Below are 26260 nucleotides of genomic sequence, written 5' to 3' on the forward strand. Positions count from 1 at the left end.
GACACCGACCGGGGACATCCGCCCCGCACGCCGGTCCGTGTCGCCACAGCCCACCGACACCACCCGACGAGCCGGAGACACCGTCAACGACACGAGCGCCGAAGCCAGCCAGCCCGGGTTCCGCGCTGACCAGCTCGAGGGATTCCGCATCGCCGTCACGAGCGATCGGCGCTCGGAGGACCTCATCGCCGCGTTCGAGCGCCGGGGAGCCGAGGTCGTCCACGCGCCCGCCATCCGGATCGCGGCGGCCGCCGACGACGCCCGGATCACGAGCGACACCGAGGCGATCATCGCCGGCCGGCCCGACGTCCTCCTCGCGACGACCTCGTACGGCATCCGGCGCTGGTTCGAAGCAGCGGATGCCGCGGGTATCGGCCACGAGCTCACCGAGACCCTCGAGCACTCCAGCATCCTCGTGCGCGGTCCGAAGGCGCGCGGCGCCGTCCGGGCGGCCGGCCTCGACGACGACGGGATGAGCGACGAGGAAACCACCAAGTCCCTCGTCGACTACGTGCTGCGGGACGGCGCGGCCGGCAAGACGATCGCGGTGCAACTGCACGGCTTCACCGACCAGCCCCAGCTCGAACGCCTCGTCGCGGCCGGCGCGACGGTGCTGACCGTCGCGCCCTATCGCTGGCTGCTGCCGGAGGACTCCGCACGCGTGCTCCGCCTCGTCGACCTGATCTGCGCGGGCGGCGTCGATGCCGTCACCTTCACGAGCGCCCCGGCGGTGATGGCGCTGTTCGGGGTCGCCGACTCGATCGGCCGGCTCGACGAATTGCAGGACGCCTTCAGCGAGACCGTCGTCGCCGCGGCCGTCGGCCCGGTCACGGCCGGGCCCCTGATCGCCGCAGGACTCGCACCGATCGTGCCTGAGCGGTTCCGGATGGGCGCACTGATCAAGCTCGTCTGCGACCACCTCGAGCAACAGCGGGTGCTGCGCCTCGACACCCGGTTCGGGCCCGTCGAGCTCCGCGGCCGGCTGTTCTCCGTCGCCGGCGCCCGAACCACCCTGCCGCCGAGCTCACTGACGCTGCTGCGGGTACTGCTCGCTGCGGGGGGCACGGTCACCTCCCGGGCGAGCCTGACCGCGACGCTGCCGGAGATGCAGGACGACCACGCGGTCGACGTCGCGATCAGCAGGCTGCGCCAGGCGCTCCCCGAACCGGGCCTCGTCGCGACGGTGATCAAGCGCGGCTACCGGATCGACGTCTGACCCGCCACCCGCGTTCCGAATTCAGGAGTTGAGCATGTTCCGGGCTTGAATTAGGCCGGAACGGCGCCGAAAGCGGTGCGACTCCTGAATTCGGAACGGGACGGACGGACGTGCGGCTAGGCGCGGGGCGGCATCCGCGCGGCAGCGACGGCCTCGAGCACGTCTTCTGAACCGGCGTAAATGCCGGAGCGGCGCGGCCAATGGCTGATCACGTCGGTGAAGCCGAGTTCCGCGGCCCGGCCGACGGCGTCATCGAACGCTCCGACGCTCTGCAGGGAGTAGCTGCCACCGCTGTCCAGGTTGAGGTACCTGTCGATCGAGGCCGGCTCGCGACCGAGCGCGTGCGCGGCATCGTCGAGGCGCCCGGCCAGGGTGGCGACCGCGGCCCACCAGGCGTCGCCGGTCGCGCCGTCCGGTCCCGTCGTCACCCAGCCTTCTCCGTGGGTCGCAGCGAGGCGAAGCCCCTTCGGCCCGTTCGCCGCGATCACGAAGGGCAGCCGCGGCGCCTGCACGGGCGCGCCGACCATGCGCGCACCGACGGCCGTGAACCAGTCGCCGCTGAAGTCGATCCCGGCCGTGCTGCCCTCCGCTTCCCCGCGCAGCAGCAGGTCGAGCAGGGTGACGAATTCGGTGAACCGCGCGTGCCGTTCCGGCCCGGTGTATGCGCGCTGCCCGAGCACGGTCGCGTCGAAACCGGTGCCGCCCGACCCGACACCGAGCAGGAACCGCCCGCCCGACAGCTCATCGAGTGTCGCGAGTTCCTTGGCGAAGGGCACCGGATGCCGGAAGTTCGGATTCGAGACGAAGGTGCCGAGTCGCAGCTCGCGGGTCACGAGCGCGGCCGCCGTGAGGGTGGGAATCGTGGCGTGCCACGGTTCGTCGGCGAGGCTGCGCCAGGACAGGTGGTCGTAGGTCCAACCGTGGTCGAAGCCGAGCCGTTCGGCTCCCCGCCACTTGCGGGCGGCTTCCGGCCAGGGGTCCTGGGGCAGGATGACGATTCCATAGCGCATGCTGTGAGTTTACGACCGCGCCTCCGCAGCCCCCTGCACTCGCGACCGCCGGCCCGGGCGTCGCGCAGACATGCTTAATGCACGCTCGATCTGAGTCCAGCAGTGCAATATGAAGAGTTCTTTAGGTATATTAATAGCAGATTGATAGACTGTACCCCATAAGGGGGCCTCCCATTTCCAGTCATCAGGCTTTTCGTTCATTCGTTCCCACCGTGCTCCGTCGATGTCTGCTTCTCGCGGCAGCGCTCGTCCTCGCCGCCGTCACCGTGGCGGTCCTTCCCGTTCCCGCAGCCTCGGCCGCTCCGCTCGGCAGCAGCGTCACCCAGTGCAACGGCGTTGCCGGGATCGGCGGCGGCACCGGTGCGGTCGAATGCTCCGTCGTCGTCGAGAACCACCTCAACCTCGCGACCGGCGCGACGAGCTCGACCGTCAGCACGATCGTCTGCGTCCACGCGGCCAACACCCTCGTCGACTGCGGCGCCCCCACCGTCGTCGCGGCCACGACGCTCGTCACGACCGTCTCCCAGTGCAACGGTTCGATCAACGTCGGCGGCGGCAACACCCTGTGCTCCGTCAGCGTGGTCAACACCCTGACCGGATCCACCACGCCGAAGCCCGCGACCGTCAACCAGTGCGTCGGCTCCGGCGTATCGACGACCCTCGACTGTGCGCCCGTGAGCAACACGAGCGGCGCAGCGGTGACACAGTGCAACGGTTCGGGCAACGGCGGCGGCGGCGATGTCTATTGCCGCGTCGACACGGCATCGACGACCACGGCGCAGCTCCCCGTGACGGTCAACCAGTGCAACGCCTCGAGCAACGGCGGCGGTTCGACCGTCCGCTGCACGACCTCCCTGCTCACCCGGGTAGTGGCCGCCACCCCGTCGACCCCCGCTGCCTCCGTTCCGGCCCCGTCCGCTCCCGCCCTGTCCACGACAGGAACGACCCCTGCAGTCTCCGCTGCCACTCCCCCGGTCGACTCCGGCACCCCCTCCACCGGGACGACCTCACCGAACCCCGTGACCATCACGTCAGCCGCTCGGGCCGGCGTGCTGCCGCCCGTCGACTTCTCCCGGCTCGCGCACACCGGAGTCGACGTCGAACCGGTCCTGAACACCGGGATCGCGCTCGTTACCTCCGGGCTGCTCCTCGTCGGGTTCGCGACCCGGCGCCGCACCCGCGCCTGGATTCTCCGCCTGACCGAGACCCGCTGAGTCCCGTCACCCCGGACGATCCATCGCAGGGCCGTGCGTTTGTCGGCGCGCAGTGACACACTCGAGCCATGAGCAGCCGAGAGTACGTGACCCGATGCGCCATCGTTCCGCCGTATCTCCTGGTGCGACTCGCCCGGCTCGACGACCCGCGCTACGCGGGTGCGGCCGAGGCGGCACGGCATTCGCTACTGCGGGACGCGCCGCTGCGCGAGCGACGCAGCGCGGCGCATCCGCCGGCCGCGCGCCCGACGGCCCGCGGTACGAACGCCACTCCCGGTGAGCTCGACCGGGCCGTTTCGGATGCCGGTGGCCTCGAACGCCTGCCCGGCCGCCTGGTGCGGTCGAAGCTCCAGGTCCCCGTCGGCGACGTCACGGTGAACGAGGCCTGGGACGGCCTCGGCCACACCCACGCCCTGTTCTGGACCCGGTTCGGTCACGACTCCATCGACGGCCACGGGATGCCCATGGAGGCGAGCGTGCACTACGGCCGCGACTACGACAACGCCTTCTGGGACGGCGAGCGGATGGTCTTCGGCGACGGCGACGGGCAGGTGTTCACCCGGTTCACCGCGTCCCTGACGGTGATCGGCCACGAGCTCACCCACGGGGTCACCCAGTTCAGCGCCAACCTGGCCTACGAAGGGCAGTCGGGGGCGCTCAACGAATCAGTGTCCGACGTGTTCGGCGCACTCGTCGAGCAGTTCGCCCTCGGGCAGTCCGTCGCCGAGGCGAGTTGGCTGATCGGTGCGGGGCTCTTCACCGACCAGGTCCAGGGCGCTGCGCTGCGCTCGCTCAAGGCCCCGGGAACGGCATACAACGACGACGTGCTCGGCATGGACCCGCAGCCGTCGGACATGGCCGGCTACGTCGACGGAGAAGACGACAACGGCGGCGTGCACCTTAACTCGGGCATCCCGAACCGGGCGTTCTACCTCGTGGCCGCCGAGCTGGGCGGCAACGCCTGGGAGAGCGCCGGCCAGATCTGGTTCGATACCCTCACGAGCGGAACGCTGCGGCCCCGCGTCGACTTCGCCGGGTTCGCGCGCGCGACCGTCACGGCGGCGACCAGGCGGTTCGGCCCCGGCTCCCGTGAGCACGCCGCCGTCGTCGCCGGTTGGAGTGGCGTCGGGCTCGGGAAAGGACTCGGCGGAGTAACATCGCGGGCATGAAGGTCATCGTTTCGCGAAGCGGTGGCATCGCCGGAGTGCGGGTCACCTGGGAGGTCCAGGTCGATGATCAGGCCGACCCGACGGCGTGGGCCGATTTCCTCGCGTCCCTGCCCTGGGACGACGTCGTCGAGAGGGCGCCGGAACCGGACCGCTACGTGTACCGCATCCGGTGCGCCCCGCACGAGGTCGTGCTCACGGAACCGGACCTGTCCGGCCCCTGGCGGCAGCTCGTCGACCGGGTGCGCACCGCACACGACCACGACTGACGCCCCGACGACCGCCACCGCCGCGCTCGGGGTGCGCTCGGGGTGCGCGTCCCCTGGTCGCCGGGCCGTGCGGCGCCACCGGACATTCGGGTCTGCCCTGAGTTCGCCGTGACCGCGCAGGGTGGTGGCGGAGTACCCGGTTGCGTGGGAATATGAACCATGGAAACCAACGACCTGTATCCGGTGCATGTCCTCGACGAAGAGGAATGCTGGGACCTCCTGATCTCCTCGAGCTTCGGTCGCCTCGCCCTCAGCATCGCGGGCGAGCCGGACATCTACCCGGTCAACTTCGTGGCGGCCGACCGGCGCCTGGTCTTCCGCACCGCGGAGGGCACCAAGCTCCTCGAACTCACCGTGAACAACAAGGTCGCCTTCGAGACGGACGGCATCGGACGCGACGAGGCCTGGAGCGTCGTCGCCAGGGGCAGGGCGCGGGTGCTCGAGCACCAGGCCGACATCGATGCCGCAGACCAGCTGCCCCTGCGCCCTCTCGTGCCGACCCTCAAGTACATCTACGTGGAGATCGTCCCGGAGACGGTCAGCGGTCGTCGGTTCACGCTCGGGCCAGAGCCCGAACGGTACTGATGAGCGGTACGGCCGTTCCCGGCACCGTCCTGATCACCGGAACCTCCTCGGGGATCGGGCTGCAGGCCGCGGTTGCGACCGCCCGCTCCGGGCACACGGTCGTCGCGACCATGCGCACCCTCGAGGGAGCGCGCGCCCTGCGCGACGCGAGCGCAACCGCCGGCGTCACCCTCGACATCCGCCGCCTCGACGTGACGGAACCCGGGTCGATCACCGAGGTCATCGCGCACATGCTCGACCGGTACGGCCGGATCGACGCCGTGGTGAACAACGCAGGCGCCGGACACGTCGGCACGATCGAGAACGAGGGCCTCGACGTCGTGCGGGCGGTCATGGAGGTCAACTTCTTCGGTGTCGTAAGCGTCACCCGGGCGGCGCTCCCGCACCTGAGACAGAGCCGCGGCCGGCTGATCACCGTCACGAGCGTGGGCGGCGTCGTCGGCCAGCCCTTCAACGAGGCGTACTGCGCCGCGAAGTTCGCGGTCGAGGGCTTCATGGAGAGTCTCGCCCCCGTCGCAGCGACCGCAGGGGTCGCGGTCACGGTCGTCGAACCCGGCGCGGTCGCGTCGTCCTTCATCGACAACGTCGGCCTCGACCCGCGCGCCAGTCCGCCGAACGATCCATACGCATCCGCCCTCGCGGGGTACCTCGCCAGGGCCGCACAGTCGTTCAGCGCCGCGCAATCGGCGGAGAGCGCCGGGGCCTCCGTCGCGGCACTGCTCGACGGCGAGCGGCCGCCGTTCCGGGTGCAGACCTCCGACGCGGCGCGCGCGTTCGTCGGCGTCAAGCTCGCCGATGCCGACGGCTCCGCCGTGCAGCGGATGACCGCCGGCTGGCTCGACTAGCGGCCTCGACCAGCGGCCTCGACTACCGGCTGAGGCGCAGGAAGCGGAGCACGGCCAGCCCGTAGGCATCCGCCACGTCGGCCGCCTCGACGGCCTCGAGCGTTCCCGCGAGCAGCGCGGTGACCCGGTAGGCGTCGTCGCCGAGCCGTTCGAGGGAGTGGAAGGCCGCTCCGAGCATCTCCCGGAGCTGGTCCTCCCTTGGGAGCCAGAGGGCGTCTTCGAGGGCGAGCGAGTCGAGTGCCCATTCGGTCGTTCCGTTGAACCCGAGAATGGTGCCGGTGTCGAATTCGTGCGGCTCGATGGTCATCTCGCTGACCGTGAACACCTCGACGTCGAAGCCGGCCCGTTCGATCCGGAACGCGTCGCCGGAGGACGGCCGCCAGGCGAGCCCGGCGGCTTCGAGGGCGCGGGCGCAGTCAATTGAGATCATGGGACATTCTCATCCGGACGAACGCAGACCACTAGCGTTGAAGGGAAGAGTTTTCAGGAGGCAGTACCGTGACCCGAACCGTGAACCTGACGGTGCACGTCAAGCCCGGCAGCCGCAAGGGTCCCCTCGTCGCCGTCGACGACCCGGCCGCGCTCGGCACCCCTGCGACGACGAGCGCTCCGGCGGATGCCTCGCTCACGGTCTACCTGCAGCAGCGGGCCGTCGAGGGCGCCGCCAACGACGCCCTCGTCAAGCTGCTCGCGAAGCACTTCGCCGTCTCGAAGAGCGCCGTCACGATCGTGCGCGGACACACCTCGCGGGTTAAACACGTGCGCATCGACCACGAGTCGTGATCGATGCGCACGGGAACCGCCGGTAGCGGTGCGGCCTAGCTGACGCCGCGCAGGTCGATCACGAAGATGAGGGTCTGACCGGAGAGGCGGTGTCCTCCGCCGGCGGGACCGTACGCCAGGTGCGGCGGCACGACGAGCTTGCGACGCCCGCCGACCTTCATGCCGGGGATGCCCTGCTGCCAGCCCGCGATGAGCGAGCGCAACGGGAAGTTGATCGACTGGCCACGGCTCCACGAGGAGTCGAATTCGTCGCCGGTGTCGTATTCGACACCGAGGTAGTGCACGTCGACGGTCGCGCCGGGAGTCGCCTCGGCGCCCTCGCCAACCACGATGTCGGTAATGGAGAGCTCCGTGGGCGCTGGGCCCTCCGGTGCGTCGAGTTCGGGCTTGGTGTTCAGATCAGTCATGCACCCATCCAATCGGATATCCCGGCAGCATGCACGCTGAAAATTACCCCTTGCGCGAACGCCCCTCGAAGGCGCACGATGTCAGCAAGAACTCGTCATCCGGGAGAGTCGTCGGCAGTGCCACACCACCGGATGACGAGTTCACTCGTCAACCGGCAGCCCGTTAACCGGCCGCTCGTCGACCGGCCGCGCGTCGACCGGCCGCGCGCGGCATCCGTCGTCGGGCAGCGGATGCCTGCCCTCAGCCGATGACGACCGCCCGGTGCGCCTGGACGAGGGCGAGAAGTTCGGCCTCGTCGGCGCGGGCGACCCGGTCTGCGGTGCCGTTCAGCATCCGCTGCCTGGCGAAGGCGAGCCGGGTCGCGTCGGCGATGAACCGGCGCATCGCGAGGCGACGTTGCCGCGGCTGCCCGGCGGCCCAGGCGCGCGCCTGCCGCCGCCCGGGACCCGTCGCGAGCATCGAGACCTCGCGGGGCGTGAACCAGCCGGCCGCGGCGTACTCGCCGAGCCGGGCGACGGTGATCCGCTCCTCCTGGCGCCGGAGCAGCACGACGGCGACGATGTAGCCGATGAAGAGCGGGAGCTGTACGAGCACGTAGTAGAAGAGCAGGGCGGAGTCGCTCGTGAGCAGGTAGGCCGCGCCGTTCCAGAGTGCGTGCAGGGCGACCGCGAGCGCAAATCCGGCGAGGACGATCAGCACCCGGCCGAGTGCGCCGCCGGCCCTGCTGCGGCTCGCGATGCCGAACGCGATCCCGGTGCACGCGGTGAAGGTGACGTGGGCGAACGGGGAGAAGACCCCGCGCACGAGGAACGTGAAGCCGAGGCTGTCCGTTCCGCCTTCGAGCATGGCCACCCCGAAGTATTGGATGTTCTCGGAGAACGCGAAGCCGGCCGCGATCGTCGCCGCGTAGACGATGCCGTCGACGGGTCCGTCGAACTGACGCCGGAGCACGAGGAACAGCAGCAGGATCCCGACGCCCTTCGCGCCCTCCTCGACGAGGGGCGCCTGCAGCACGGCGGCGAACGCGTCGGTGCCTGCTCCGGCCTCGGAGCCGGGGCGGGAACTCCCCGCCGCGGCGAGCGCGAGCTGCACGCCGAGGTCGAAGACGAGGGCGGTGACGATGGAGATACCGGCTCCCCAGAGGAAGGCGAACCAGAGCGCCGGACGGGGTTCCGGCTCCCAGCGGTCGATCCAGCGCACCACGAGCAGGATGCCGGTGAGCGGCACAAGGGCGAGCAGCAGGCACAGCCCGAGGGCGGATGCGCCGAGGAACGTGGACAGGTAGACGAAGACGAGCAGCAGGGCCAGGCCCCCGAGCACGAGCCCGATCACCGTCAGGGCGATCAGGCCGCCGGGGGTGCGGCGCACGGGTGCGGTCCACACCGGAGACACCGGTGTCGTGGGAGCGCCGAGAGTCGGGGCGGCGGCACCGGGTGCGGGAGCTGGCTCAAGGGTCATGACCCACAGGATAGCGGCCAGGCCGGTTGCGGCTCCCACCGCGTTCGGGGGTCGCATGCAGCACGCGCGGCTCGTGCAGGGCTCGTACAGGGCTCGTGCGGCGGGGTCGGCGATGTCCGAATTCCGCTACCGTCGCCGGGCCGGGGATGGCAGGCTGGATGCGTGACCCCTCCCGACGCCATCAGACACTCGCCCGGCCGGTCCGGCACGACCGGCCGGTCCAGCATCACCGCCCGGTCCGGCACCGCGGAACGCGGCGACGACCGCCTGGCCGACCCGGTCTTCGCCGAACGGTACCGCGCGATGAGCTCCCGAGACGCGCGCTTCGACGGCCAGTTCATCACGGGCGTGCACACGACCGGGATCTACTGCCGGCCGAGCTGCCCGGCGGCGACCCCCCGGCCGGGCAATGTCACCTTCTACCTGACGAGCGCCGCGGCGCACGAGGCGGGCCTGCGCGCCTGCAAGCGCTGCCTGCCCGATGCGGTGCCCGGCTCCCCCGACTGGAACACGAGGGACGACCTCGCCGCGCGCGCGATGCGGCTGATCGACGACGGCACCGTCGAACGCGACGGCGTGCCCGGCCTCGCCCGCCGCCTCGGTTACACCCCGCGCCACCTCACCCGGGTCCTCGTCGCAGAGCTCGGCGCCGGTCCCCTCGCCCTCGCCCGGGCGCACCGCGCCCAGACCGCGCGCCTGCTCCTGCTCGGCACCGCCCTCCCGATCAGCGAGGTTGCCTTCGCCGCCGGATTCGGCAGCGTGCGCCAGTTCAACGACACGATCGCCGCGGTCTACGAGCGCACTCCCGGCGAGTTGCGCCGCTCGGCGCGCGCGACACGTGCCGGCGGGCCCGCGGGCGACACCAGGGCGGCCGCTCGAGGCGCGACCGACGCAGGACGATCGGCCACCGCGCGCACGGCGCCGGCCGCGCGCGACCGGCGCCCGGAGCCCGCGGGCCCGCGGGTCGCCGCGCCCGCGCCAGGGGCCGGTCTCCCCTCAGCGCTGCGGCCCCCGCTCCTCGTGTCCGACCGGGCGGATGCCGCCGGCCGCGCCCCCGGGGAGCCGGCCGTTCTCGCCGGGCCGGGCACGGGCATCCGCCTGCTGCTGCCCGCGCGAGCGCCGTTCGACGGGGCAGGGGTGCTCGCGTTTCTCGGCACCCGGGCGATCCCGGGGGTCGAGCTCGCCGGCCCGGGCACCTATGCGCGCACACTGCGCCTGCCGCACGGGTCCGCGACGGTCGAGCTGAGCCTCGCCGGCACCGCGGACGCGCCCCAACTGGCCTGTACGGCTCGGCTCGGCAGCCTCGACGACCTCGCCCCGCTCGTGAGCCGGGTGCGCCGGTTGCTCGACCTCGACGCCGACGCACAGGCCATCGACCGGGCGCTCTCCGCGGACCCGCTGCTGGCGGGGGCGGTGCGCGCGGCCCCGGGGATCCGCCTGCCCGGGAGCATGGACCCGGAGGAGACCCTGTTCCGGGCGCTGTTCGGGCAGCAGGTCTCCGTCGCGTCCGCCCGCACGGCACTCACCCGGTTGTGCGCGGAGCTCGGCGAAGCATTGCCGCTCGCCCTGCCGGCGACAGCGACCCCGCCGGCGACAGAGACCCTGCCGGCGCGGGCGCCCGCGTCCGCCTCGGGCGCGGAGCCCGCGCCGGGCCTGGACCGGCTGTTTCCGACGGCGGAACGCATCGCGGCCGACGGGCACCGCGTGCTGCGCGGACCGGCCAGGAGGATCGCTGCGATCCTCGGCGTCGCCGAAGCACTCGCGACCGGCGAGCTCGCGCTGTCGACCGCGGATTCCCGGGAGTCCCTCACCGGGAAGCTCACCGCGCTGCCCGGGATCGGACCGTGGACCGCCGGCTACGTGGCCATGCGCGTGCTGGGGAGTCCGGACATCCTCCTCACGAGCGACCTGGCCCTCCGCCAGGGCGCCGCCCGGCTCGGCCTGCCGGCGGACCCGCGCGCCCTCGCGGCACACGGCGGGAGCTGGGCTCCCTGGCGGAGCTACGCCGGGATGCACCTGTGGCGGGCCGCCGGGCTCCCCGGGCCGGCTGCGGCGTAGCGCGCACGAATGGCGGCTACTCTAGGCAGGTGAAGTTTGCGCACCTCAGAGTTGATGGCCAGTCCACGCCCCGCCTGGCGGCGGTGTTCGGGGAATCCGCGCTTTTTCTCGACGAGGTCCTCGAGGACGCCCCGCGCGACCTGCAGGACCTGATCGAACGCGGCAGCGCCGAATACGACCGGGTGCGGGCGCTCAGCGAGAACGCAGCAGCCCACGGGGCGACGCTCACTCCGCTCGAGGAGCTGCGCTACTCATCCGCCGTGCTGCGGCCGCCGCAGATCATCGCGATCGGCGCGAACTACGCCGCACACTCCGACGAGCTCAAGCTGCGGACCGAGACCGGCGCGATCCTGTTCTCGCTCTGGCCGAACTCACTCACCGGACACGGGTCGACGGTCACCTGGGCGAGCGACATCGCCACCCAGGTCGACTACGAGGCGGAGCTCGGCGTCATCATCGGGCGCCCGGCCCGCAACGTCTCGGTGCGCGACGCCCTCGACTACGTGTTCGGGTACACGGTCGTCAACGACATCACTGCCCGCAACCTGCAGTTCTCCGAGGCCCAGTGGTCGCGGTGCAAGTCCTTCGACGGCTTCACCCCGACCGGCCCCATCGTCGTCACCCGCGACGAGATCGCCGACCCGCAGGACCTCGGCCTGACCACCCACGTCGACGGGCGCATCATGCAGGACGCCTCGACCGGCGACATGGTGCGGTCGGTCGCCGAACTGGTGTCCTATCTCTCCCAGACCTCGACGCTGCTGCCGGGCACGCTCATCTCGACGGGCAGCCCCGGCGGCGCCGGCTACAGCCGCACTCCCCCGGTGTTCCTGCACGACGGCTCGACCGTGACCATCACCATCGATAAGATCGGCCTCCTCACCACGCACTGCCGCACCCTCTGACGAGCCGCGGGGCGGCGAGTCGGGCCGGGTCGGGCCGGGAGTAGCATGTGCGGCGAGTCCGCACCCGACCCGAATCGGCGCGGCGAGAGGGGGCCCCGTGACCACCATCTCGGTCGTGATCCCCTGTTACAACGACGCGGCCTTCCTCGAGGTGGTCCTCGCCGCGCTCGCGGCGCAGACCCGGCCGGCGGACGAGGTGATCGTCGTCGACAATGACTCGACGGATGCCTCCGCGCGCGTCGCCCGGGCGGCCGGCGCCGTTCTCGTGGTCGAACCCGTGCACGGGATCTGGCCGGCCGCCGCGACCGGCTACGACGCGGCATCGGGTGACCTGATCGCGCGGCTCGACGCCGACTCCGTGCCGCCGCCGGACTGGATCGCGCGCGCCGAGGCGATCCTCACGCTCGCGCCCCTCGTGGACGTCCTGACCGGGCCGGGCGATTTCTACGACTGCCCGCGGTGGGTGGCCGCGCTCGGGCGGTTCGTGTATCTCGGCGGATACTTCCGGCTGATCGGGCTGTGGCTCGCGCAGCCGCCGATCTTCGGGTCGAACTTCGTGATGCGGCGCGCGGTCTGGGCGGAGGTGCGCGGCCTCGTGCACCGCGAGCGGGACGACGTGCACGACGACCTCGACCTGAGCCTGCACCTGCCGCCCTCGGTGACCGTATGGTTCGACCCCACCCTCCGGGTCGGGATCTCCGCCCGGCCCTTCGAGACCTGGCGGGGCATCGCCAGGCGGCTGGACTGGGCGTATCGCACCCTCGCGCTGCACGGGCCGGCGGGATCGCCGTGGCGGCTGCGGCTGGCACGCCGGGCCTGGGCGCGCCGCCTCCGCAGCTGAGCCGCGCCGCCCCACCGGCGCGAGCCGCCCCACGAGCCGAGCTCCGCAGGCCGCGCGCCCGGTGCGCCGCTTCGCGCCAGGCATGCCTGGCGCGAAACGGCGGAATTGGCGCGCGAACATCGCCCACCGGCTACGCCGCAGGAGCGCGAGCCGAGGGCCCGCCCGGGTTCAGGCGCGGGCGTAGAGGGCCAGCGGGTCGCGGGCGAGCTGGTGCGGCGTGGTCTCGCAGGGGCTGTGGCCGGTGCGGTAGACGCACAGTCCGGCGCCGATGCGCGCGGCGAAGACCCGGTGCAGCCCGACCGGCCAGAGATCCCGTTCACCGACCGCGACGAGCAGCGGAACCGGGCTCCGTGCGAGGTCGGGCCGCAGGTCGGGGGCGTCCTTCATCAGCCGCATGATCTCGTCGACGCTCCGGCGCAGCGTGTACTCGAAGCGCACCCGCACGAGCCGCAGCCGGCCGGGCGGTGCATGGTTGCGGTTGGTGACGAGGCCCCAGACCATCAGGCTCGCGATCGTGGGCGCGGGCAGCAGCCAGCTGAGCGGCCCGATCCAGCGCACACCCCGGAAGGTCTGGCCGGCCAGGGGCGGCGCGCCGAGCAGCGCGAGGCTCGCGAACAACTCCGGACGCGCGCTGAGCGCGATCTCCGCGACAATCCCGGCGAAGGAGTAGCCGAGCACGTGCGCCGGTCCCGCCCCAGCTTCGAGGACGGCCACGAGATCGGCGGCGAAGAGCCGGTAGTCGAAGCTCTCCCCGGCACCGGGTCCCGCGCCGGCCGACTCGTACTGCCCCGCAAGGTCGTAACTCTCCACGAGGTAGCCGGCGGCGGCGAGCAGCGGGGCGAGCAGCACGAAGTCTTCCTTCGAGCCCGTCGCTCCCGGCACGAGCACGACCCGCGGATGCCCCGGCTCGCCCCAGGCGAGCGCCGCGAGTGAACCGCTCGGGGCCTCGAACCGGAAGGCTCTGGCGCCCTGCGGCAGCCCGGTCCAGTCCCGGTCCTGGAGCGTCAGGTCGAGCGCCGCGGCCGGATCGGCGCTGACCTCGATCTCGAGGACGCCGGCCGGCCGGTGCACCCCGCGGCGTCTCTCCCGGATGGACACGCTGACACAGTAGCGCGGCCCGGTCGTCCCCGGTGGCTGCGCGCGGCATCCGCTGCGCAGCGGGGTCGCGACCGGACCGCGCGAACGCCAGAGGGTGTCGTCAGCGGACGTCGTCAGCTGATGCCGTCAGTGGGTGTCGTCCCGGAAGACCTCGCTCTCCATGGCGTCGTAGCCCTCGACCTGCGGGTCTCCGTGGGTGCCGCCGGAGAGGGCATATTCCTCCTCCGGCGAGAGCACGAGCTGCTTACGCCCGAACAGGGCGAAGCCGATGAGCATCACGACGTACACGATCGCGATCGCCACGATCGCCGGCCGGAACAGCTCGTTGAGCAGGAAGCCGAGGAAGATCGCGAGCGCGATCACCCCGGCGAGGATGGCGCCGGGCACGCCCATCGGGCTCAGGTACGGGCGGCTCACGTGGGCGAAGTTGCGGCGGAGCAGCACGAACGAGGTCATCTGCAGCAGGTAGGCGAGCACCGCGCCCCAGACGGCGATGTTGAGCACGATCGCGCCGCCGGTGCCCGCAGCGCCCCCGGTGAGGTCGACGATCACGAGGCCGAGGAACCCGATCACGGCGCCGACGAGGAGGGAGACCCACGGGGTCTGCCGCTTGCCGGTCAGCGAGAGGAACTTCGGGTAGTAGCCGGCCCGGCTGAGCGAGTACATGTTGCGGCCGTAGGCGAACATGATGCCCTGGAGCGAGGCGAGCAGCCCGATCAGGGCGAACGCGCTGAGCACCGCGGCGAGGCCGTCGGGCAGGATCGCCCGGAACCCGTCGAGGAGGGGCTCGCCGGAGGCGCCGAGTGAGTCGGAACCGGTCAGCCCTGGGTTCAGCACGAGGACGACGGCTCCGCACGCGACGAGGGTGATCATGCCCATGATGCCGCCGCGGGGGATGTCCTTCGCCGGGTCGTGCGCCTCCTCGGCGGCGAGCGGCAGTTCCTCGATGCCGAGGAAGAACCACATCGCGAACGGCAGCGCGAACAGGATCGGCAGCACCCCGTGCGGCAGGAACGCGGTCTGCCCGGCGTCGGGGACGATGTCGTAGAGCTTGTCGACGCTCCACTGGCCGGAGGCGAGCGCGAGCACGGCGAAGACGGCGAGGATCGCGATCGACAGGAACGCGACGACGAGCGCGAACCGGAACGAGACCGCGGCCCCCGCCGTGTTGAGGGCGATGAAGACGAGGTAGAGGATGATCCACCAGACCCAGGCGGGGAGCGTGAAGCTGAAGAGCACATCGGTGATGCCGTTCGCGTACGACGCGGAGAAGTAGACGATCACGGCCGTCGTCGCCACGTATTCGATCGTCTCGGCGAGACCGGTGACGAACCCGCCCCACGGCCCCATCGCCGCCCGGGCGAAGGAGTACGCGCCGCCGGTGTGCGGCATCGCCGCGCTCATCTCGCCGATCGAGAACAGCATCGCGAAGTACATCACCACCACGATCACGAAGGCGATCGCCATGCCGCCGAAGCCGGCGGATGCGAGTCCGAAGTTCCAGCCGGAGAAGTCGCCGCTGATCACGGCGGCGATCCCCATCCCCCAGATCCCCCAGAACCCGGCGGTGCGCTTGAGGCTGCGTTTCTCGAAGTAGCCGGCCTCGGCCGGCGTGTAGGTGACGCCGGAAACGCTCGTCTTGTCTGGCTCGGCCACGGGTCTCTCCTCTTCCTCGGGTGGCACGATTGTAGGGTGGGCAATGGCCCGCTGTACATACCTTTGGACGTCTTCTGCTGAGAATATTTCTGCCCCCGGGCGGGGCATCCTGTGTTGTAATGGTCGAATTGACGCGCCATTGATCCCGTTCCCCCCTCGAATGCCCACGCGAATCCCCCGCCAAGAGGAGCACCCATGACCCCGATCGAGTCACCGAAGACCCGGACCGGAACCGGCTACCTGAGCCTCACGGACCTCACCGGGCTCGTGGCGGCCGGCTCGATCGACACCGTCATCGTGGCCTTCACCGACATGCAGGGCCGCCTCGTCGGCAAGCGGGTGTCTGCGCGACTCTTCCTCGAGGACGTCGCGAGCCACGGCGCGGAGTGCTGCAACTACCTGCTCGCCGTCGACGTCGAGATGAACACCGTCGACGGGTACGCGATGTCGAGCTGGGCGCGCGGCTATGGCGACATGGCGATGATCCCCGACCTCACCACGCTGCGCCTGGCCCCCTGGCTGCCGGGCACCGCGCTCGTCACGGCCGACCTGCACTGGCTCGACGAGGCGCCCGTCGTCGCCTCGCCCCGGCAGATCCTCCAGGCGCAGCTCGCCCGCCTCGCCGAACGCGGACTCGTGGCCTACGTGGGCACCGAGCTCGAGTTCATGGTCTTCGACGACGGCTACCGCGACGCCTGGAAGAAGGGCTACCTCGGCCTGACCCCGGCGAGCGACTACAACATCGACTACGCCCTGCTCGCCTCGAGCCGGATGGAGCCGCTGTTGCGGGACATCCGCCGCGCCATGGACGGCGCCGGAATGTACTGCGAGGGCGTCAAGGGCGAGTGCAACCTCGGCCAGCAGGAAATCGCCTTCCGCTACGCGACCGCGCTCGAGACCTGCGACAACCACTCGATCTACAAGAACGGGGCCAAGGAGATCGCCGACGCGCACGGTAAGAGCCTCACCTTCATGGCGAAGTACGACGAGCGCGAGGGCAACAGCTGCCACATCCACATCAGCCTGCGCGGCACCGACGGGACCGCGGTGTTCGCCGACCAGGCGGATGCCGGGGGCATGTCGACCCTGTTCCGCCGGTTCCTGGCCGGTCAGCTCGCGGTCATGCGCGAGCTGACCCTGTTCTCGGCGCCCAACATCAACTCGTACAAGCGGTACGTCGCGGGCAGCTTCGCACCGACGGCGATCAAGTGGGGCTTCGACAACCGCACCTGCGCCCTGCGGGTCGTGGGCCGCGGCCTGGGCATGCGGGTGGAGAACCGGGTGCCCGGCGGCGACGTGAACCAGTACCTCGCGGTCAGCGCGCTCATCGCGGCGGGGCTCTACGGCATCGAGAACGAGCTCGACCTCGAGGATGCCTTCACCGGCAACGCCTACGAGAGCGACGCCGCCCGGGTGCCCGGCTCGCTGCGGGAGGCGACGGCGTTGTTCGCCTCGTCGGAGGTGGCCAGGGCGGCCTTCGGTGACGACGTGGTCGACCACTACCTGAACAACGCCAGGGTCGAGCTCGCCGCCTACGACGCTGCGGTGACCGACTGGGAACGGGTGCGCGGCTTTGAACGGCTCTGACCCGGACCGAGCACCGGTCACGGCACCGGTTTCTGCGCCTGTTTCTGCAGCTGTGTCCGCACCTGTTTCCGCACCGCTGATCGGTCTGACCACCTACCTCGAACAGGCGACGACCGGGGTCTGGGACGTGTCCGCGGCGTTCCTGCCCGAGGTGTATTTCGACGCGGTGATCCGCGCCGGCGGCATCGCCGTGCTGCTTCCGCCCCAGCCCGCGAACCCGGAGACGGTCGGCCGGGTGCTCGACGCCCTCGACGGCCTGATCGTGACCGGGGGGAAGGACGTCGATCCGGCCCGGTACGGCCAGGCGGCGCATCCGCTCACCGACCAGCCGCGCCGGGACAGGGACGCCTGGGAGGACGAGCTGCTCCGCGCCGCGATCGAGCGGGACCTGCCCTTCCTCGGGATCTGCCGCGGCGCCCAGCTGCTCAACGTCAGTCTCGGCGGCACCCTGCACCAGCACCTTCCCGACCTGCTCGGCCACACCGGGCACCAGGCCGGGGGCGGGGTGTTCGGGGTCGTCGACGTCGTCGTCGCCCCCGACTCCCGGCTGCACGACCTGCTCGAGGCCCCGCAGTCGACCGTCACCGTGCCGGTCTACCACCACCAGTCGATCGACAGGCTCGGCGCCGGACTGTCCGTGACCGCCGTGACCGGGGAGGGCGTCGTGCAGGCCGTCGAGCTCGCCGGCGCCGGTTTCGGGGTCGCCGTGCAGTGGCACCCGGAGCAGGATCCCGACGACCTCCGCCTGTTCGCGGGCCTCGTCGACGCCGCGCGCGGCTACCGCGCCGCGCGCTCCGCACCGAACCAAAGGATCTCCGAGTGAGCAGCTACACCGTGGTCAACCCGGCCGACGAGACCGTGGTGTCCGTCGTCGAGCACCGGGATCTCGAGGCGACGGATGCCGCGATCGAGCGGGCGCACGTCGCCCAGCGGTCCTGGGCGCGGGTCTCCCCCGCCGACAAGGCGGCCGCGCTCCGCCGCTTCGCTGAAGCGGTCGACGGCGACCGGGAGAACCTCGCACGGATCGAGGTCACGAACTCGGGGCATCCGCTCAGCCAGGCCCGCTGGGAGGCCGGGCACGTGCGCGACGTGCTCGAGTACTACTCCGCCGCGCCGGAGCGGATGTTCGGGCGCCAGATCCCCGTGGCCGGCGGCCTCGACGTCACCTTCCAGGAGCCGCTCGGCGTCGTCGGCATCATCACGCCGTGGAACTTCCCGATGACGATCGCCGCGTGGGGCTTCGCGCCCGCCCTCGCGGCCGGCAACGCGGTGCTGCTCAAGCCCGCGGAGTGGACGCCGCTGTCGAGCATCCGCCTCGGCGAGCTCGCGCTCGAGTCCGGCCTGCCCGAGCACCTGTTCCAGGTGCTCCCCGGTCGTGGTTCTGTCGTCGGCGAGCGGTTCGTCACGCATCCCGCCGTGCGGAAGGTCGTCTTCACGGGCTCGACCGCGGTCGGCAAGCGGGTGATGGCCGGCTGCGCCGCGCAGGTGAAACGGGTCACCCTCGAACTCGGCGGCAAGAGCGCCAACATCGTCTTCGCCGATTCCGACCTCGAGAAGGCCGCGGCGGCCGCGCCGTCCGGGGTGTTCGAGAACGCCGGCCAGGACTGCTGCGCGCGCAGCCGCATCCTCGTCGAACGCAGCGTCTACGACCGGTTCGTGGAACTGCTCGAACCCGCCGTCGCCGCGGTGCGCGTCGGCGACCCGCTCGACCCCGGCACGGAGATGGGCCCGCTCGTCTCGGCGGAGCACTTCGCGAGCGTCTCCGGGTACGTTCCGCCCGGCGCGCCCGTGCTCTTCCGCGGCAGCGCGCCCGACGGCCCCGGGTTCTGGTTCCCGCCGACGGTGCTGGCCCCCTCGCGCACCGACCGCACAGCGACGGAGGAGATCTTCGGCCCCGTCGTCACCGTCCTGCCCTTCGACGGCGAAGCGGATGCCGTCGGCCTCGCCAACGACACGGCGTACGGCCTATCCGGCTCGATCTGGACCCGCGACGTCGGCCGGGCGATCCGGGTGGCGCGCGCCGTCGAATCCGGGAACCTCTCGGTGAATTCGCACTCCTCGGTGCGCTACTCGACCCCGTTCGGCGGGTTCAAGCAGTCCGGGCTCGGCCGCGAACTGGGCCCGGACGCCCCCCTGAGTTTCAGCGAGACGAAGAACGTCTTCATCGCCGTCGACGAGATCTCCACCCCCAATCACCAGGAGCAGCCATGAGCACCATCACCCCGATCGACCTGACCCAGCGACTCGCCGGGAAGGTCGCCGTGATCACGGGCGGAGCGAGCGGGATCGGCCTCGCGACCGCCCGCCGGTTCGCAGCGGAGGGCGCGACGGTCGTGATCGGCGACCTCGACGAGGCCGCGGGTCGCGTCGCCGCGGCCGACGTCGGCGGCCTGTTCGTGAAGGTCGACGTGACGGACGAGGACGAGGTCAACGCCCTCTTCGACACGGCGAAGCACACCTACGGTTCCGTGGACGTGGCCTTCAACAACGCCGGCATCTCGCCACCGGACGACGACTCGATCGAGACGACGGAGCTGCCCGCCTGGCAGCGCGTGCAGGACGTCAACCTGAAGTCGGTCTACCTCTGCTGCCGGGCGGCCCTCCGCCACATGACACTGCAGGGCAGCGGATCGATCATCAACACGGCCTCCTTCGTCGCGGTGCTCGGCTCGGCGACGAGCCAGATCTCCTACACGGCGTCGAAGGGCGGGGTGCTCGCCCTCAGCCGGGAGCTCGGGGTGCAGTTCGCGCGGCAGGGCATCCGGGTCAACGCGCTCTGCCCCGGCCCGGTGAACACGCCGCTGCTCCAGGAACTCTTCGCGAAGGACCCGGAGCGGGCGGCCAGGCGGCTCGTGCACATCCCGGTCGGTCGCTTCGCCGAGCCCGCCGAACTCGCCGCCGCCGTCGCGTTCCTCGCGAGCGACGACTCCTCCTTCATCACCGGGTCGACGTTCCTCGTCGACGGCGGCATCAGCTCGGCGTACGTCACGCCCCTGTAGGCCCGCGAGCACGAGCACGGCCTGGAGACCGGAGGCCCACGGAATCTGTGGTCAACTGGACACCGGTAAACGTAACGGACCCACCATGATCGATGAATCCCCCGGCCGCGACAGCGGCCTCCTGCTCCGGCCGGTGCACGGCGGCAACGCCTTCGAGGAGACCGTGCAGCGGCTGCTGCAGACGGTGCGTCTCGGCCTGATCGCCCCCGGCGAGCGGCTCCCCTCCGAACGCGAACTCGCGGCGATGCTCGCGGTGAGCCGCGACACCCTGAGGGATGCACTCAAGAGCCTCGCCGACGCCGGGTACCTGGTCGCCCGGCGCGGGCGATACGGCGGCACCTTCGTGACCGAGGTCCTGCCGGGAACCGGTAGCGCGACCGCCGAGGGGACCGGCGCCACCGGCAGCGCGACCCGAGTCGCGGACCCGGCCATGAGCGGCTCCGGGGCCACGGACGGGACCGACGGGGGTGCTGCGGTCTCCGGGGTTCCGGCGTCGGCGCATCCGCTCGCCCGGCGGGTGCCGCCAGCGCGCGAGATCGACGACGCGCTCACCCTGCGTGAGATTCTCGAGGTGGGCGCCGCCCGGCACGCCGCTGCCCGTGCGCTCGGGCAGGCCGCGCGGGAACAGCTCTGGGCGAGCCTGGCCGAGTCCCGGGCAGCGACGAGCGCGGACTACCGGCGGCTCGACTCGCGGCTGCACCTCATGATCGGGGAGCTGGCGGGTTCACCCTCGCTCGTTCCGCTCCTCGCCGAGGTGCGGATGCGGGTCAACGAGCTCCTCGACGCCATCCCGCTCCTCGGCCCGAACATCGCGCATTCGGACCGGCAGCACGAGGAGATCGTCGCGGCGATCCTCGCCGGCCGGCCCGATGCGGCCGCGCAGGCGATGGCCGAGCACCTCGCCGGCACCGCCCTCCTGCTGCGCGGCTTCCTCGAATAGCGCGATCCGGATGCCGCGGCCGGGCCGAGACCTCGCCGTTCGTGCCGAGAATCGCCGGCAGAACGGCGACGGTCGGAGCTGACGGCGAGTGTCGGCGACGATAGCGGCTCAGAGGGCGAAGGCGAAGGGCAGGAACGGCAGGAAGGCGAGCCCGAAGACGAGGCCGAGCACCAGCAGCAGGAACACTCCCGCGAGCATGACGGCGTTGAGCACGATGCCCCAGAGGGCCATGGTGCGGGCGTACGGTTCCCGGCCGAGGGCGAGCACGCCGGTGACGATCCCGACGATCGGGGCCACGAAGGTCCAGCCGGCGAGGATCGAGACGAGGCCGAGCACGAGGCTCGTCAGCGCGAGCGGGCTGCTGGGCCGCACCGGCGCTGCAGGCGGGTAGGCGTATGCCGGCGGGGCCTCGTACGCGGCTGGCGGTGTCGTCTGGTCGGGATGCAGCGTGGACATTCTGGGTTCTCCTTGGGATTCGGCCGCGGGTGGCGGCTCTCTTCCAGAGTACGAAGCCGGCCTGCCGCCGACCATGGGGCTATCCCCCGCATCCGGCCTTACTGATTCGAGGGTCAGCCGCCGATCAGGGCCTCGATCGGGCCGCGCACGAAGAAGACCAGGAAGCCGACCGCGACGATCCAGAGCAGCGGGCTGATCTCGCGGAACTTGCCGGAGAACGAGCGCACGATGACCCAGCTGATGAAGCCGGCGCCGATCCCGTTGGCGATCGAGTACGTCAGCGGCATCACGATGATCGTGAGGAACACCGGGAAGACGATCGAGAATTCGCTGAAGTCGATGAACCGGATCTGCGAGACCATCATCGCGCCGACGATGACGAGCGCGGCCGCGGCGACCTCGAGGGGGACGATCTGGGTCAGCGGGGTGAAGAACATCGCGGCGAGGAACAGGAGCCCCGTGATGATGTTCGCGAACCCGGTGCGGGCGCCCTCGCCGATGCCGGCACCGGATTCGACGAACACGGTGTTGGAGGAGCCCGACGTCGCGCCGCCGAGCACGGCGCCGACGCCCTCGACGATCAGGGCCGACTTGAGCCGGGGGAAGTTGCCCTTCTTGTCCGCGAGGCCTGCCTCGGTCGCGAGGCCGGTCATGGTGCCCATCGCGTCGAAGAAGTTCGTGAAGACGAGCGTGAAGACGAGCATGAGTGCGGCGAGCACGCCGATCCGGTCGAAGGCGCCGAAGCTGATGTGGCCGAGCAGGCTCAGGTCGGGCAGGGACACCGCGGTCGTCGGGAGCACGGGTGCGTTGAGGTTCCAGCCGTACGGGTTGGTGCTGAACGAGGGCCCGACCTTGAAGATCGCCTCGAGGACGACGGCGATGACCGTCGTCGCGACGATTCCGATCAGGATGGCGGCCTTGACCTTGCGGGCCACGAGCACGCCGATCAGGAGCAGGCCGATCACGAACACGGTGGTCGGCAGGGTCACGATCGACCCGTTGTCGCCGAGCTGCACGGGCGGGCTCGCGAGCCCGCTCGAGCGCACGAAACCGGAGTCGACCAGGCCGATGAACGCGATGAACAGGCCGATGCCGACGGTGATGGCAATCTTGAGCTGGTGCGGAACGGCGTTGAAGATCATCTCGCGGAGCCCGGTCGAGGCCAGGAGCACGATGATGAGCCCGTTGATGAGCACGAGGCCCATCGCCTCCGGCCAGGTGACCTGCCCGACGACGCTCACGGCGAGGTAGGAGTTGATGCCGAGGCCGGCCGCGAAGCCGAACGGCAGCCGGGCGATCACGCCGAAGAGGATCGTCATGACGCCGGCGGTGAGCGCGGTGACCGCGGCGACCTGGGCGTTCGGGAGCCAGCCGCCGACGACGTCGACAGACGCCTGGTCTGCGCTGAAGCCGCCGAGGATGAGGGGGTTGAGGATGACGATGTACGCCATGGTCACGAAGGTGACGAGGCCGCCGCGGATTTCACGGCTCCAGCTGGAACCACGGGTCGTGATTTCGAAGTATCGGTCGAGACGCGCCTTCAGGCCGGTCGGGAGCGGGGTGGGCGTGTCGGTCTGTGTAACAGGAATGGGGTTCTCCAGGCTGCCGTCTCGGCTGATTCTCAGCTACCAGCTTACGCTTGTCGCTCTCGACCCCCGGCCTGGTCCGGATCAGACGTGCGGGACGAAGGCTCCCCACGCCAGCCGCCGCTCGGCGAGCGGATCGGACTCGACCCGGTCGGCCGCGTCGATGATGAGGGTCAGTCGGCGCGCCTCGTCGTAGAGCGGCCAGGCGGCATCCGGTTCGCCCGTCGTCGCGAAGCCGAGCCACCAGCGCTGCATGCGCGCGCCGATCGCCTTGAACTCGCGGCGGCCGCCGATGATCGTCATGCCGCGGCCGAACCAGCCGTCGAGCCGGTCGAAGAGCGGGAAGAGTTCGAGGCCGTGGGTCGCGTCGAGGCCCATCCGCCGCACGAGTCGCGGAGCGAAGTCGAAGCGGTAGAAGTGCACGGGGGCGTAGCGGGAGTGACGCTCGCCGACCTTCACGCTCGGGTACCAGAAGGAGAAGTCGCCGCCGAAGTCCAGCGCCGGCCGCAGCGCCGGAATCCCCGGGTACTGCGCCGTGAGCGCCTTGCGCGCCTTCTTCTTGGTGTTGGCGAAGATCGCACGGATGCGCTTGGGCGTCGACGCGAGGATATCGATCCGACCGCTGAAGAGCGAGCCCTCGCGGGCGTTGGTGCCGATGATCAGCGGGATCCGTGCCGCGCGGCCGTCGCGGAACGCATCGAGCGGGCGTTCGGGCAGGAAGTCGCCGTCGATGACGGGCGACAGCGGAATCGTGCCGGGGTACTGGTCGGGCGCCCGCACGGTGAGTTCCATCGTCGCGGCGGCGAGCCGGGCCGGGGTCGCGCCGAGCAGCAGCGCCCGGGACTGCTCGAGCGCATCCGGGTTCGCGGTCGGGTTCGGGTTCGGCTCGGCCAGTGCATCCTGGTCACCGTCCGACGTCGCGCGCGGGATCCCGTCCGCTGCCGCGCGTGCGGCGAGGATGCTCACGAAATCGCGCGCCCACTCCGCCGTGAGCGCCGGCGGATAGACCGCGTTCGGCGGTGCGCTCTGTGCGATCGCGCGCTGGAAGAGCCCGTGGGCGCTCGGCACGGTCATCAGGGTCGTCACGGCATTGCCGCCGGCGGACTCGCCGAAGAGCGTCACGGCATCCGGGTCGCCGCCGAAGAAGCGGATGTTGTCCCGCACCCAGGCGAGGGCCGCGCCCTGATCCCGCAGCCCGAGATTGCTCTCGAAGGGGCGCTCCGGGGTCGAGTAGCTGCTGAAGTCGAGGTAGCCGAGCGCGCCGAGACGGTAGTTCAGGCTCACGTAGACGATGCCGCCGCGCCGGACGAGCCCCTCACCCTGGGTGGGCACCTCCCGGGATGACCCCACGCTGTACGCGCCGCCGTGGATGAACACCATCACCGGGCGGAGCGCGGCCGGGTCGACGGGTGCGTCCGGGGCGAGCACGTTGAGATTGAGGCAGTCCTCGTCCTGCGGGATGTCCGGGCGGGCCCCGTTGAACTGGCCCTTGTGGCTTTGCGGGGAGACGGGTCCCCAGTCGGCCGCGTCGCGCACCCCCGGCCACGCCTCCGGCGGCTGGGGAGCACGGAACCGCAGCGCTCCGACGGGCGCGGCGGCGTAGGGAATGCCCCGCCAGGCGCGCACCCCCCGCACCCGGATTCCACGCACCAGGCCGGTCCCGATCCGGACGGTCAGTGCCGCGTCAAGCGAGTCGTCGTGGGCGGGCTGAACGGTTCGGGTCACGGTCCGATCCTAATTCTTCACTACGATCGGAATACGTCCCACTACGAAACGAGCGACAATGGCACTGCCCTGGACCCTGCACGGCGACGGAAAAACGGTCGGGGTCGGGGACGTGGTCGGTCCGGGTGAGCGACTGAACTGGCCGCTCACGATCGGGATCGGCGCCCAGCACGTCGTCGCGATGTTCGGTGCGACCTTCCTCGTTCCGCTGCTCACGGGGTTCCCGCCGAGCACCACCCTCTTCTTCTCCGGCATCGGCACCCTGCTCTTCCTGATCATCACGAAGAACAAACTGCCGAGCTACCTCGGTAGCTCGTTCGCCTTCATCGCCCCGATCACGGCGGCGGTCGCGACGGCGGGCATGGGCAGCGCCCTGTTCGGCATCCTCGCCGTCGGTGCTCTGCTCGCCATCATCGGCGTCGTCGTGCAGGTCACCGGAACCGGCTGGATCGACGCGCTGATGCCACCGGTCGTGTCCGGTGCGATCGTCGCCCTGATCGGTTTCAACCTGGCGCCGGTCGCGAAGGCGAACTTCGCCCACGCTCCTCTGACTGCCGTGATCACCCTGGCCGCGGTCATCCTCTCGACGGTGCTGTTCCGCGGCATCCTCGGCCGGCTCTCGATCGTGATCGGCGTCGCGGTCGGCTACCTCGCTGCCGTCCTCTCCGGCGAGGTCGACTTCTCCAAGGTCAACGACGCCGCCTGGATCGGCCTGCCGCCGTTCACGCTGCCGACGAACCCCTTCGAGAACGCCGCCGTGCTCGGGGTGCTTCCCGCGTTCCTGCCGGTCGTGCTCGTACTCGTCGCCGAGAACGTCGGCCACATCCGCGGCGTCGCCCAGATGACGGATGCGAAGGTGAACCGGTTCACCGGTCGCGCCCTGATGGCCGACGGGCTCGCGACGATGCTCGCCGGGTTCAGCGGCGGCTCGGGCACGACGACCTACGGCGAGAACATCGGCGTGATGGCCGCGACCCGGATCTACTCGACCGCCGCGTACTGGGTCGCCGGCCTCGTCGCCGTGCTGCTCGGCCTCTCCCCCAAGATCGGCGCGGTCATCAACACCATCCCCGCCGGGGTGCTCGGCGGCGTCACGACCGCCCTCTACGGCCTGATCGGCATCATCGGCGTCAAGATCTGGCTCGATAACAAGGTCGACTTCAGCCGCCCGGTCAACCAGTTCACGGCCGCCACCGCGCTCATCATCGGCATCGCCGACTACACCTTCACCGCCGGCAGCCTCAGCTTCAACGGCATCGCGCTCGGCACGGTCGCCGCGATCGTGATCTACCACGTGATGACCCTGATCGGCCGCCTCCGCCGCACCGACCGCTGACCCCCGACACCGGCCGATCCGGCCGCGCCACAGTTACCTTTCCGGTCGAGAGTGCCCGTTCCGCGGGTGACTCTCGACCGGAAAGGTGACTCTCGGGTGCGCTGCGCTCGCGCAGGCGC

At 71.0% G+C, this 26260-nt stretch carries 25 protein-coding genes; 16 read left to right on the forward strand and 9 right to left on the reverse strand.

The window, feature by feature from the left end:
* Positions 1 to 37: 37 nt before the first annotated feature.
* Complete coding sequence (locus tag MQH31_RS18610) at positions 38 to 1216, forward strand: uroporphyrinogen-III synthase (protein ID WP_243013302.1); 1179 nt, start codon at positions 38 to 40, stop codon at positions 1214 to 1216.
* Between the two features lie 116 nt (positions 1217 to 1332).
* Here the strand turns inward: MQH31_RS18610 and MQH31_RS18615 are convergent, their stop codons facing one another.
* On the reverse strand, positions 1333 to 2226 hold the full coding sequence (locus MQH31_RS18615; RefSeq protein WP_243013303.1) for an LLM class flavin-dependent oxidoreductase: 894 nt from the start codon (positions 2224 to 2226) through the stop codon (positions 1333 to 1335).
* A 212-nt stretch (positions 2227 to 2438) separates the two neighbouring features.
* Between MQH31_RS18615 and MQH31_RS18620 the strand changes: the two genes are divergently transcribed.
* The 5 genes from MQH31_RS18620 to MQH31_RS18640 all read left to right on the forward strand — a co-directional run bounded on the left by MQH31_RS18620 (position 2439) and on the right by MQH31_RS18640 (position 6305).
* Complete coding sequence (locus MQH31_RS18620; RefSeq protein ID WP_243013304.1) at positions 2439 to 3440, forward strand: hypothetical protein; 1002 nt, start codon at positions 2439 to 2441, stop codon at positions 3438 to 3440.
* Between the two features lie 68 nt (positions 3441 to 3508).
* Positions 3509 to 4609, forward strand: a complete 1101-nt coding sequence (locus tag MQH31_RS18625; RefSeq protein ID WP_243013305.1) for a M4 family metallopeptidase — start codon at positions 3509 to 3511, stop codon at positions 4607 to 4609.
* Positions 4606 to 4875 (forward strand): protealysin inhibitor emfourin, encoded by a 270-nt coding sequence (locus MQH31_RS18630; protein WP_243013306.1) that lies wholly within the window; start codon positions 4606 to 4608, stop codon positions 4873 to 4875. Before MQH31_RS18625 ends, MQH31_RS18630 begins: the two co-directional genes overlap by 4 nt.
* A gap of 159 nt (positions 4876 to 5034) precedes the next feature.
* The gene (locus tag MQH31_RS18635; protein ID WP_243013307.1) at positions 5035 to 5460 is read left to right on the forward strand and encodes a pyridoxamine 5'-phosphate oxidase family protein; all 426 of its coding nucleotides are present in this window, start codon (positions 5035 to 5037) and stop codon (positions 5458 to 5460) included.
* Entirely contained in the window at positions 5460 to 6305 is an 846-nt protein-coding gene (locus tag MQH31_RS18640; protein WP_243013308.1) for an SDR family oxidoreductase, read from the forward strand. The genes MQH31_RS18635 and MQH31_RS18640 overlap by 1 nt, the downstream gene beginning before the upstream one ends.
* 22 nt (positions 6306 to 6327) lie before the next feature.
* On the opposite strand, the gene MQH31_RS18645 is transcribed toward MQH31_RS18640, so the two are convergent.
* Positions 6328 to 6735 carry a hypothetical protein gene (locus tag MQH31_RS18645; RefSeq protein WP_134534992.1) on the reverse strand — a complete coding sequence of 136 codons (408 nt, stop codon included), beginning with the start codon at positions 6733 to 6735 and terminating at the stop codon, positions 6328 to 6330.
* 68 nt (positions 6736 to 6803) lie between these two features.
* Here MQH31_RS18645 and MQH31_RS18650 point away from each other — a divergent pair, with 68 nt between their 5' ends.
* A complete protein-coding gene (locus tag MQH31_RS18650; protein WP_241976295.1) occupies positions 6804 to 7088 on the forward strand; it encodes a DUF167 domain-containing protein in 285 nt (94 codons plus the stop codon).
* Between the two features lie 35 nt (positions 7089 to 7123).
* On the opposite strand, the gene MQH31_RS18655 is transcribed toward MQH31_RS18650, so the two are convergent.
* Entirely contained in the window at positions 7124 to 7495 is a 372-nt protein-coding gene (locus MQH31_RS18655; RefSeq protein WP_134534993.1) for an FKBP-type peptidyl-prolyl cis-trans isomerase, read from the reverse strand.
* Positions 7496 to 7736: 241 nt separating this feature from the next.
* The gene (locus MQH31_RS18660; RefSeq protein WP_243013309.1) at positions 7737 to 8954 is read right to left on the reverse strand and encodes a PrsW family intramembrane metalloprotease; all 1218 of its coding nucleotides are present in this window, start codon (positions 8952 to 8954) and stop codon (positions 7737 to 7739) included.
* A 225-nt stretch (positions 8955 to 9179) separates the two neighbouring features.
* On the opposite strand from MQH31_RS18660, the gene MQH31_RS18665 reads away from it, so the two are divergent.
* From MQH31_RS18665 to MQH31_RS18675, 3 genes are all read left to right on the forward strand, one after another.
* The gene (locus tag MQH31_RS18665) at positions 9180 to 11012 is read left to right on the forward strand and encodes a DNA-3-methyladenine glycosylase 2 family protein (protein ID WP_372488188.1); all 1833 of its coding nucleotides are present in this window, start codon (positions 9180 to 9182) and stop codon (positions 11010 to 11012) included.
* A gap of 29 nt (positions 11013 to 11041) precedes the next feature.
* Complete coding sequence (locus MQH31_RS18670) at positions 11042 to 11917, forward strand: fumarylacetoacetate hydrolase family protein (protein ID WP_134535007.1); 876 nt, start codon at positions 11042 to 11044, stop codon at positions 11915 to 11917.
* A gap of 97 nt (positions 11918 to 12014) precedes the next feature.
* Entirely contained in the window at positions 12015 to 12758 is a 744-nt protein-coding gene (locus MQH31_RS18675; RefSeq protein ID WP_243013310.1) for a glycosyltransferase family A protein, read from the forward strand.
* 168 nt (positions 12759 to 12926) lie between these two features.
* Here the strand turns inward: MQH31_RS18675 and MQH31_RS18680 are convergent, their stop codons facing one another.
* Positions 12927 to 13856 carry an alpha/beta fold hydrolase gene (locus tag MQH31_RS18680; RefSeq protein WP_243013311.1) on the reverse strand — a complete coding sequence of 310 codons (930 nt, stop codon included), beginning with the start codon at positions 13854 to 13856 and terminating at the stop codon, positions 12927 to 12929.
* Between the two features lie 126 nt (positions 13857 to 13982).
* On the reverse strand, positions 13983 to 15512 hold the full coding sequence (locus MQH31_RS18685; protein WP_243013312.1) for an amino acid permease: 1530 nt from the start codon (positions 15510 to 15512) through the stop codon (positions 13983 to 13985).
* Positions 15513 to 15707: 195 nt separating this feature from the next.
* Between MQH31_RS18685 and MQH31_RS18690 the strand changes: the two genes are divergently transcribed.
* The 5 genes from MQH31_RS18690 to MQH31_RS18710 all read left to right on the forward strand — a co-directional run bounded on the left by MQH31_RS18690 (position 15708) and on the right by MQH31_RS18710 (position 21038).
* On the forward strand, positions 15708 to 17099 hold the full coding sequence (locus tag MQH31_RS18690; RefSeq protein WP_243013313.1) for a glutamine synthetase family protein: 1392 nt from the start codon (positions 15708 to 15710) through the stop codon (positions 17097 to 17099).
* 52 nt (positions 17100 to 17151) lie between these two features.
* Positions 17152 to 17922, forward strand: a complete 771-nt coding sequence (locus MQH31_RS18695) for a gamma-glutamyl-gamma-aminobutyrate hydrolase family protein (protein WP_243013314.1) — start codon at positions 17152 to 17154, stop codon at positions 17920 to 17922.
* The gene (locus MQH31_RS18700; RefSeq protein ID WP_243013315.1) at positions 17919 to 19310 is read left to right on the forward strand and encodes an aldehyde dehydrogenase family protein; all 1392 of its coding nucleotides are present in this window, start codon (positions 17919 to 17921) and stop codon (positions 19308 to 19310) included. Before MQH31_RS18695 ends, MQH31_RS18700 begins: the two co-directional genes overlap by 4 nt.
* Positions 19307 to 20098 carry a 3-oxoacyl-ACP reductase gene (locus tag MQH31_RS18705; protein ID WP_243013316.1) on the forward strand — a complete coding sequence of 264 codons (792 nt, stop codon included), beginning with the start codon at positions 19307 to 19309 and terminating at the stop codon, positions 20096 to 20098. Before MQH31_RS18700 ends, MQH31_RS18705 begins: the two co-directional genes overlap by 4 nt.
* An 85-nt stretch (positions 20099 to 20183) precedes the next feature.
* On the forward strand, positions 20184 to 21038 hold the full coding sequence (locus MQH31_RS18710; RefSeq protein ID WP_243013317.1) for a FadR/GntR family transcriptional regulator: 855 nt from the start codon (positions 20184 to 20186) through the stop codon (positions 21036 to 21038).
* A gap of 108 nt (positions 21039 to 21146) precedes the next feature.
* Here the strand turns inward: MQH31_RS18710 and MQH31_RS18715 are convergent, their stop codons facing one another.
* From MQH31_RS18715 to MQH31_RS18725, 3 genes are all read right to left on the reverse strand, one after another.
* On the reverse strand, positions 21147 to 21494 hold the full coding sequence (locus MQH31_RS18715) for a hypothetical protein (protein ID WP_243013318.1): 348 nt from the start codon (positions 21492 to 21494) through the stop codon (positions 21147 to 21149).
* Between the two features lie 113 nt (positions 21495 to 21607).
* Positions 21608 to 22945 carry an NCS2 family permease gene (locus MQH31_RS18720; RefSeq protein ID WP_372488186.1) on the reverse strand — a complete coding sequence of 446 codons (1338 nt, stop codon included), beginning with the start codon at positions 22943 to 22945 and terminating at the stop codon, positions 21608 to 21610.
* Between the two features lie 219 nt (positions 22946 to 23164).
* Positions 23165 to 24805 (reverse strand): carboxylesterase/lipase family protein, encoded by a 1641-nt coding sequence (locus MQH31_RS18725; RefSeq protein ID WP_134535574.1) that lies wholly within the window; start codon positions 24803 to 24805, stop codon positions 23165 to 23167.
* A 58-nt stretch (positions 24806 to 24863) separates the two neighbouring features.
* On the opposite strand from MQH31_RS18725, the gene MQH31_RS18730 reads away from it, so the two are divergent.
* Entirely contained in the window at positions 24864 to 26141 is a 1278-nt protein-coding gene (locus tag MQH31_RS18730) for a uracil-xanthine permease family protein (RefSeq protein ID WP_134535573.1), read from the forward strand.
* Positions 26142 to 26260 lie beyond the last annotated feature (119 nt).

Origin of the sequence: Cryobacterium zhongshanensis (genome assembly GCF_022760445.1) — a bacterium.
GTDB lineage: Bacteria > Actinomycetota > Actinomycetes > Actinomycetales > Microbacteriaceae > Cryobacterium > Cryobacterium algoricola.

Excerpts from the sequence above, each read along its gene's own strand:
- MQH31_RS18615 (WP_243013303.1), bottom strand. The coding sequence starts at position 2,226 with ATGCGCTATGGAATCGTCATCCTGCCCCAGGACCCCTGGCCGGAAGCC.
- MQH31_RS18625 (WP_243013305.1), top strand. The coding sequence starts at position 3,509 with ATGAGCAGCCGAGAGTACGTGACCCGATGCGCCATCGTTCCGCCGTAT.
- MQH31_RS18630 (WP_243013306.1), top strand. The coding sequence starts at position 4,606 with ATGAAGGTCATCGTTTCGCGAAGCGGTGGCATCGCCGGAGTGCGGGTC.
- MQH31_RS18635 (WP_243013307.1), top strand. The coding sequence starts at position 5,035 with ATGGAAACCAACGACCTGTATCCGGTGCATGTCCTCGACGAAGAGGAA.
- MQH31_RS18640 (WP_243013308.1), top strand. The coding sequence starts at position 5,460 with ATGAGCGGTACGGCCGTTCCCGGCACCGTCCTGATCACCGGAACCTCC.
- MQH31_RS18645 (WP_134534992.1), bottom strand. The coding sequence starts at position 6,735 with ATGATCTCAATTGACTGCGCCCGCGCCCTCGAAGCCGCCGGGCTCGCC.
- MQH31_RS18655 (WP_134534993.1), bottom strand. The coding sequence starts at position 7,495 with ATGACTGATCTGAACACCAAGCCCGAACTCGACGCACCGGAGGGCCCA.
- MQH31_RS18660 (WP_243013309.1), bottom strand. The coding sequence starts at position 8,954 with ATGACCCTTGAGCCAGCTCCCGCACCCGGTGCCGCCGCCCCGACTCTC.
- MQH31_RS18690 (WP_243013313.1), top strand. The coding sequence starts at position 15,708 with ATGACCCCGATCGAGTCACCGAAGACCCGGACCGGAACCGGCTACCTG.
- MQH31_RS18705 (WP_243013316.1), top strand. The coding sequence starts at position 19,307 with ATGAGCACCATCACCCCGATCGACCTGACCCAGCGACTCGCCGGGAAG.
- MQH31_RS18710 (WP_243013317.1), top strand. The coding sequence starts at position 20,184 with ATGATCGATGAATCCCCCGGCCGCGACAGCGGCCTCCTGCTCCGGCCG.
- MQH31_RS18715 (WP_243013318.1), bottom strand. The coding sequence starts at position 21,494 with ATGTCCACGCTGCATCCCGACCAGACGACACCGCCAGCCGCGTACGAG.
- MQH31_RS18720 (WP_372488186.1), bottom strand. The coding sequence starts at position 22,945 with ATGGCGTACATCGTCATCCTCAACCCCCTCATCCTCGGCGGCTTCAGC.
- MQH31_RS18730 (WP_134535573.1), top strand. The coding sequence starts at position 24,864 with ATGGCACTGCCCTGGACCCTGCACGGCGACGGAAAAACGGTCGGGGTC.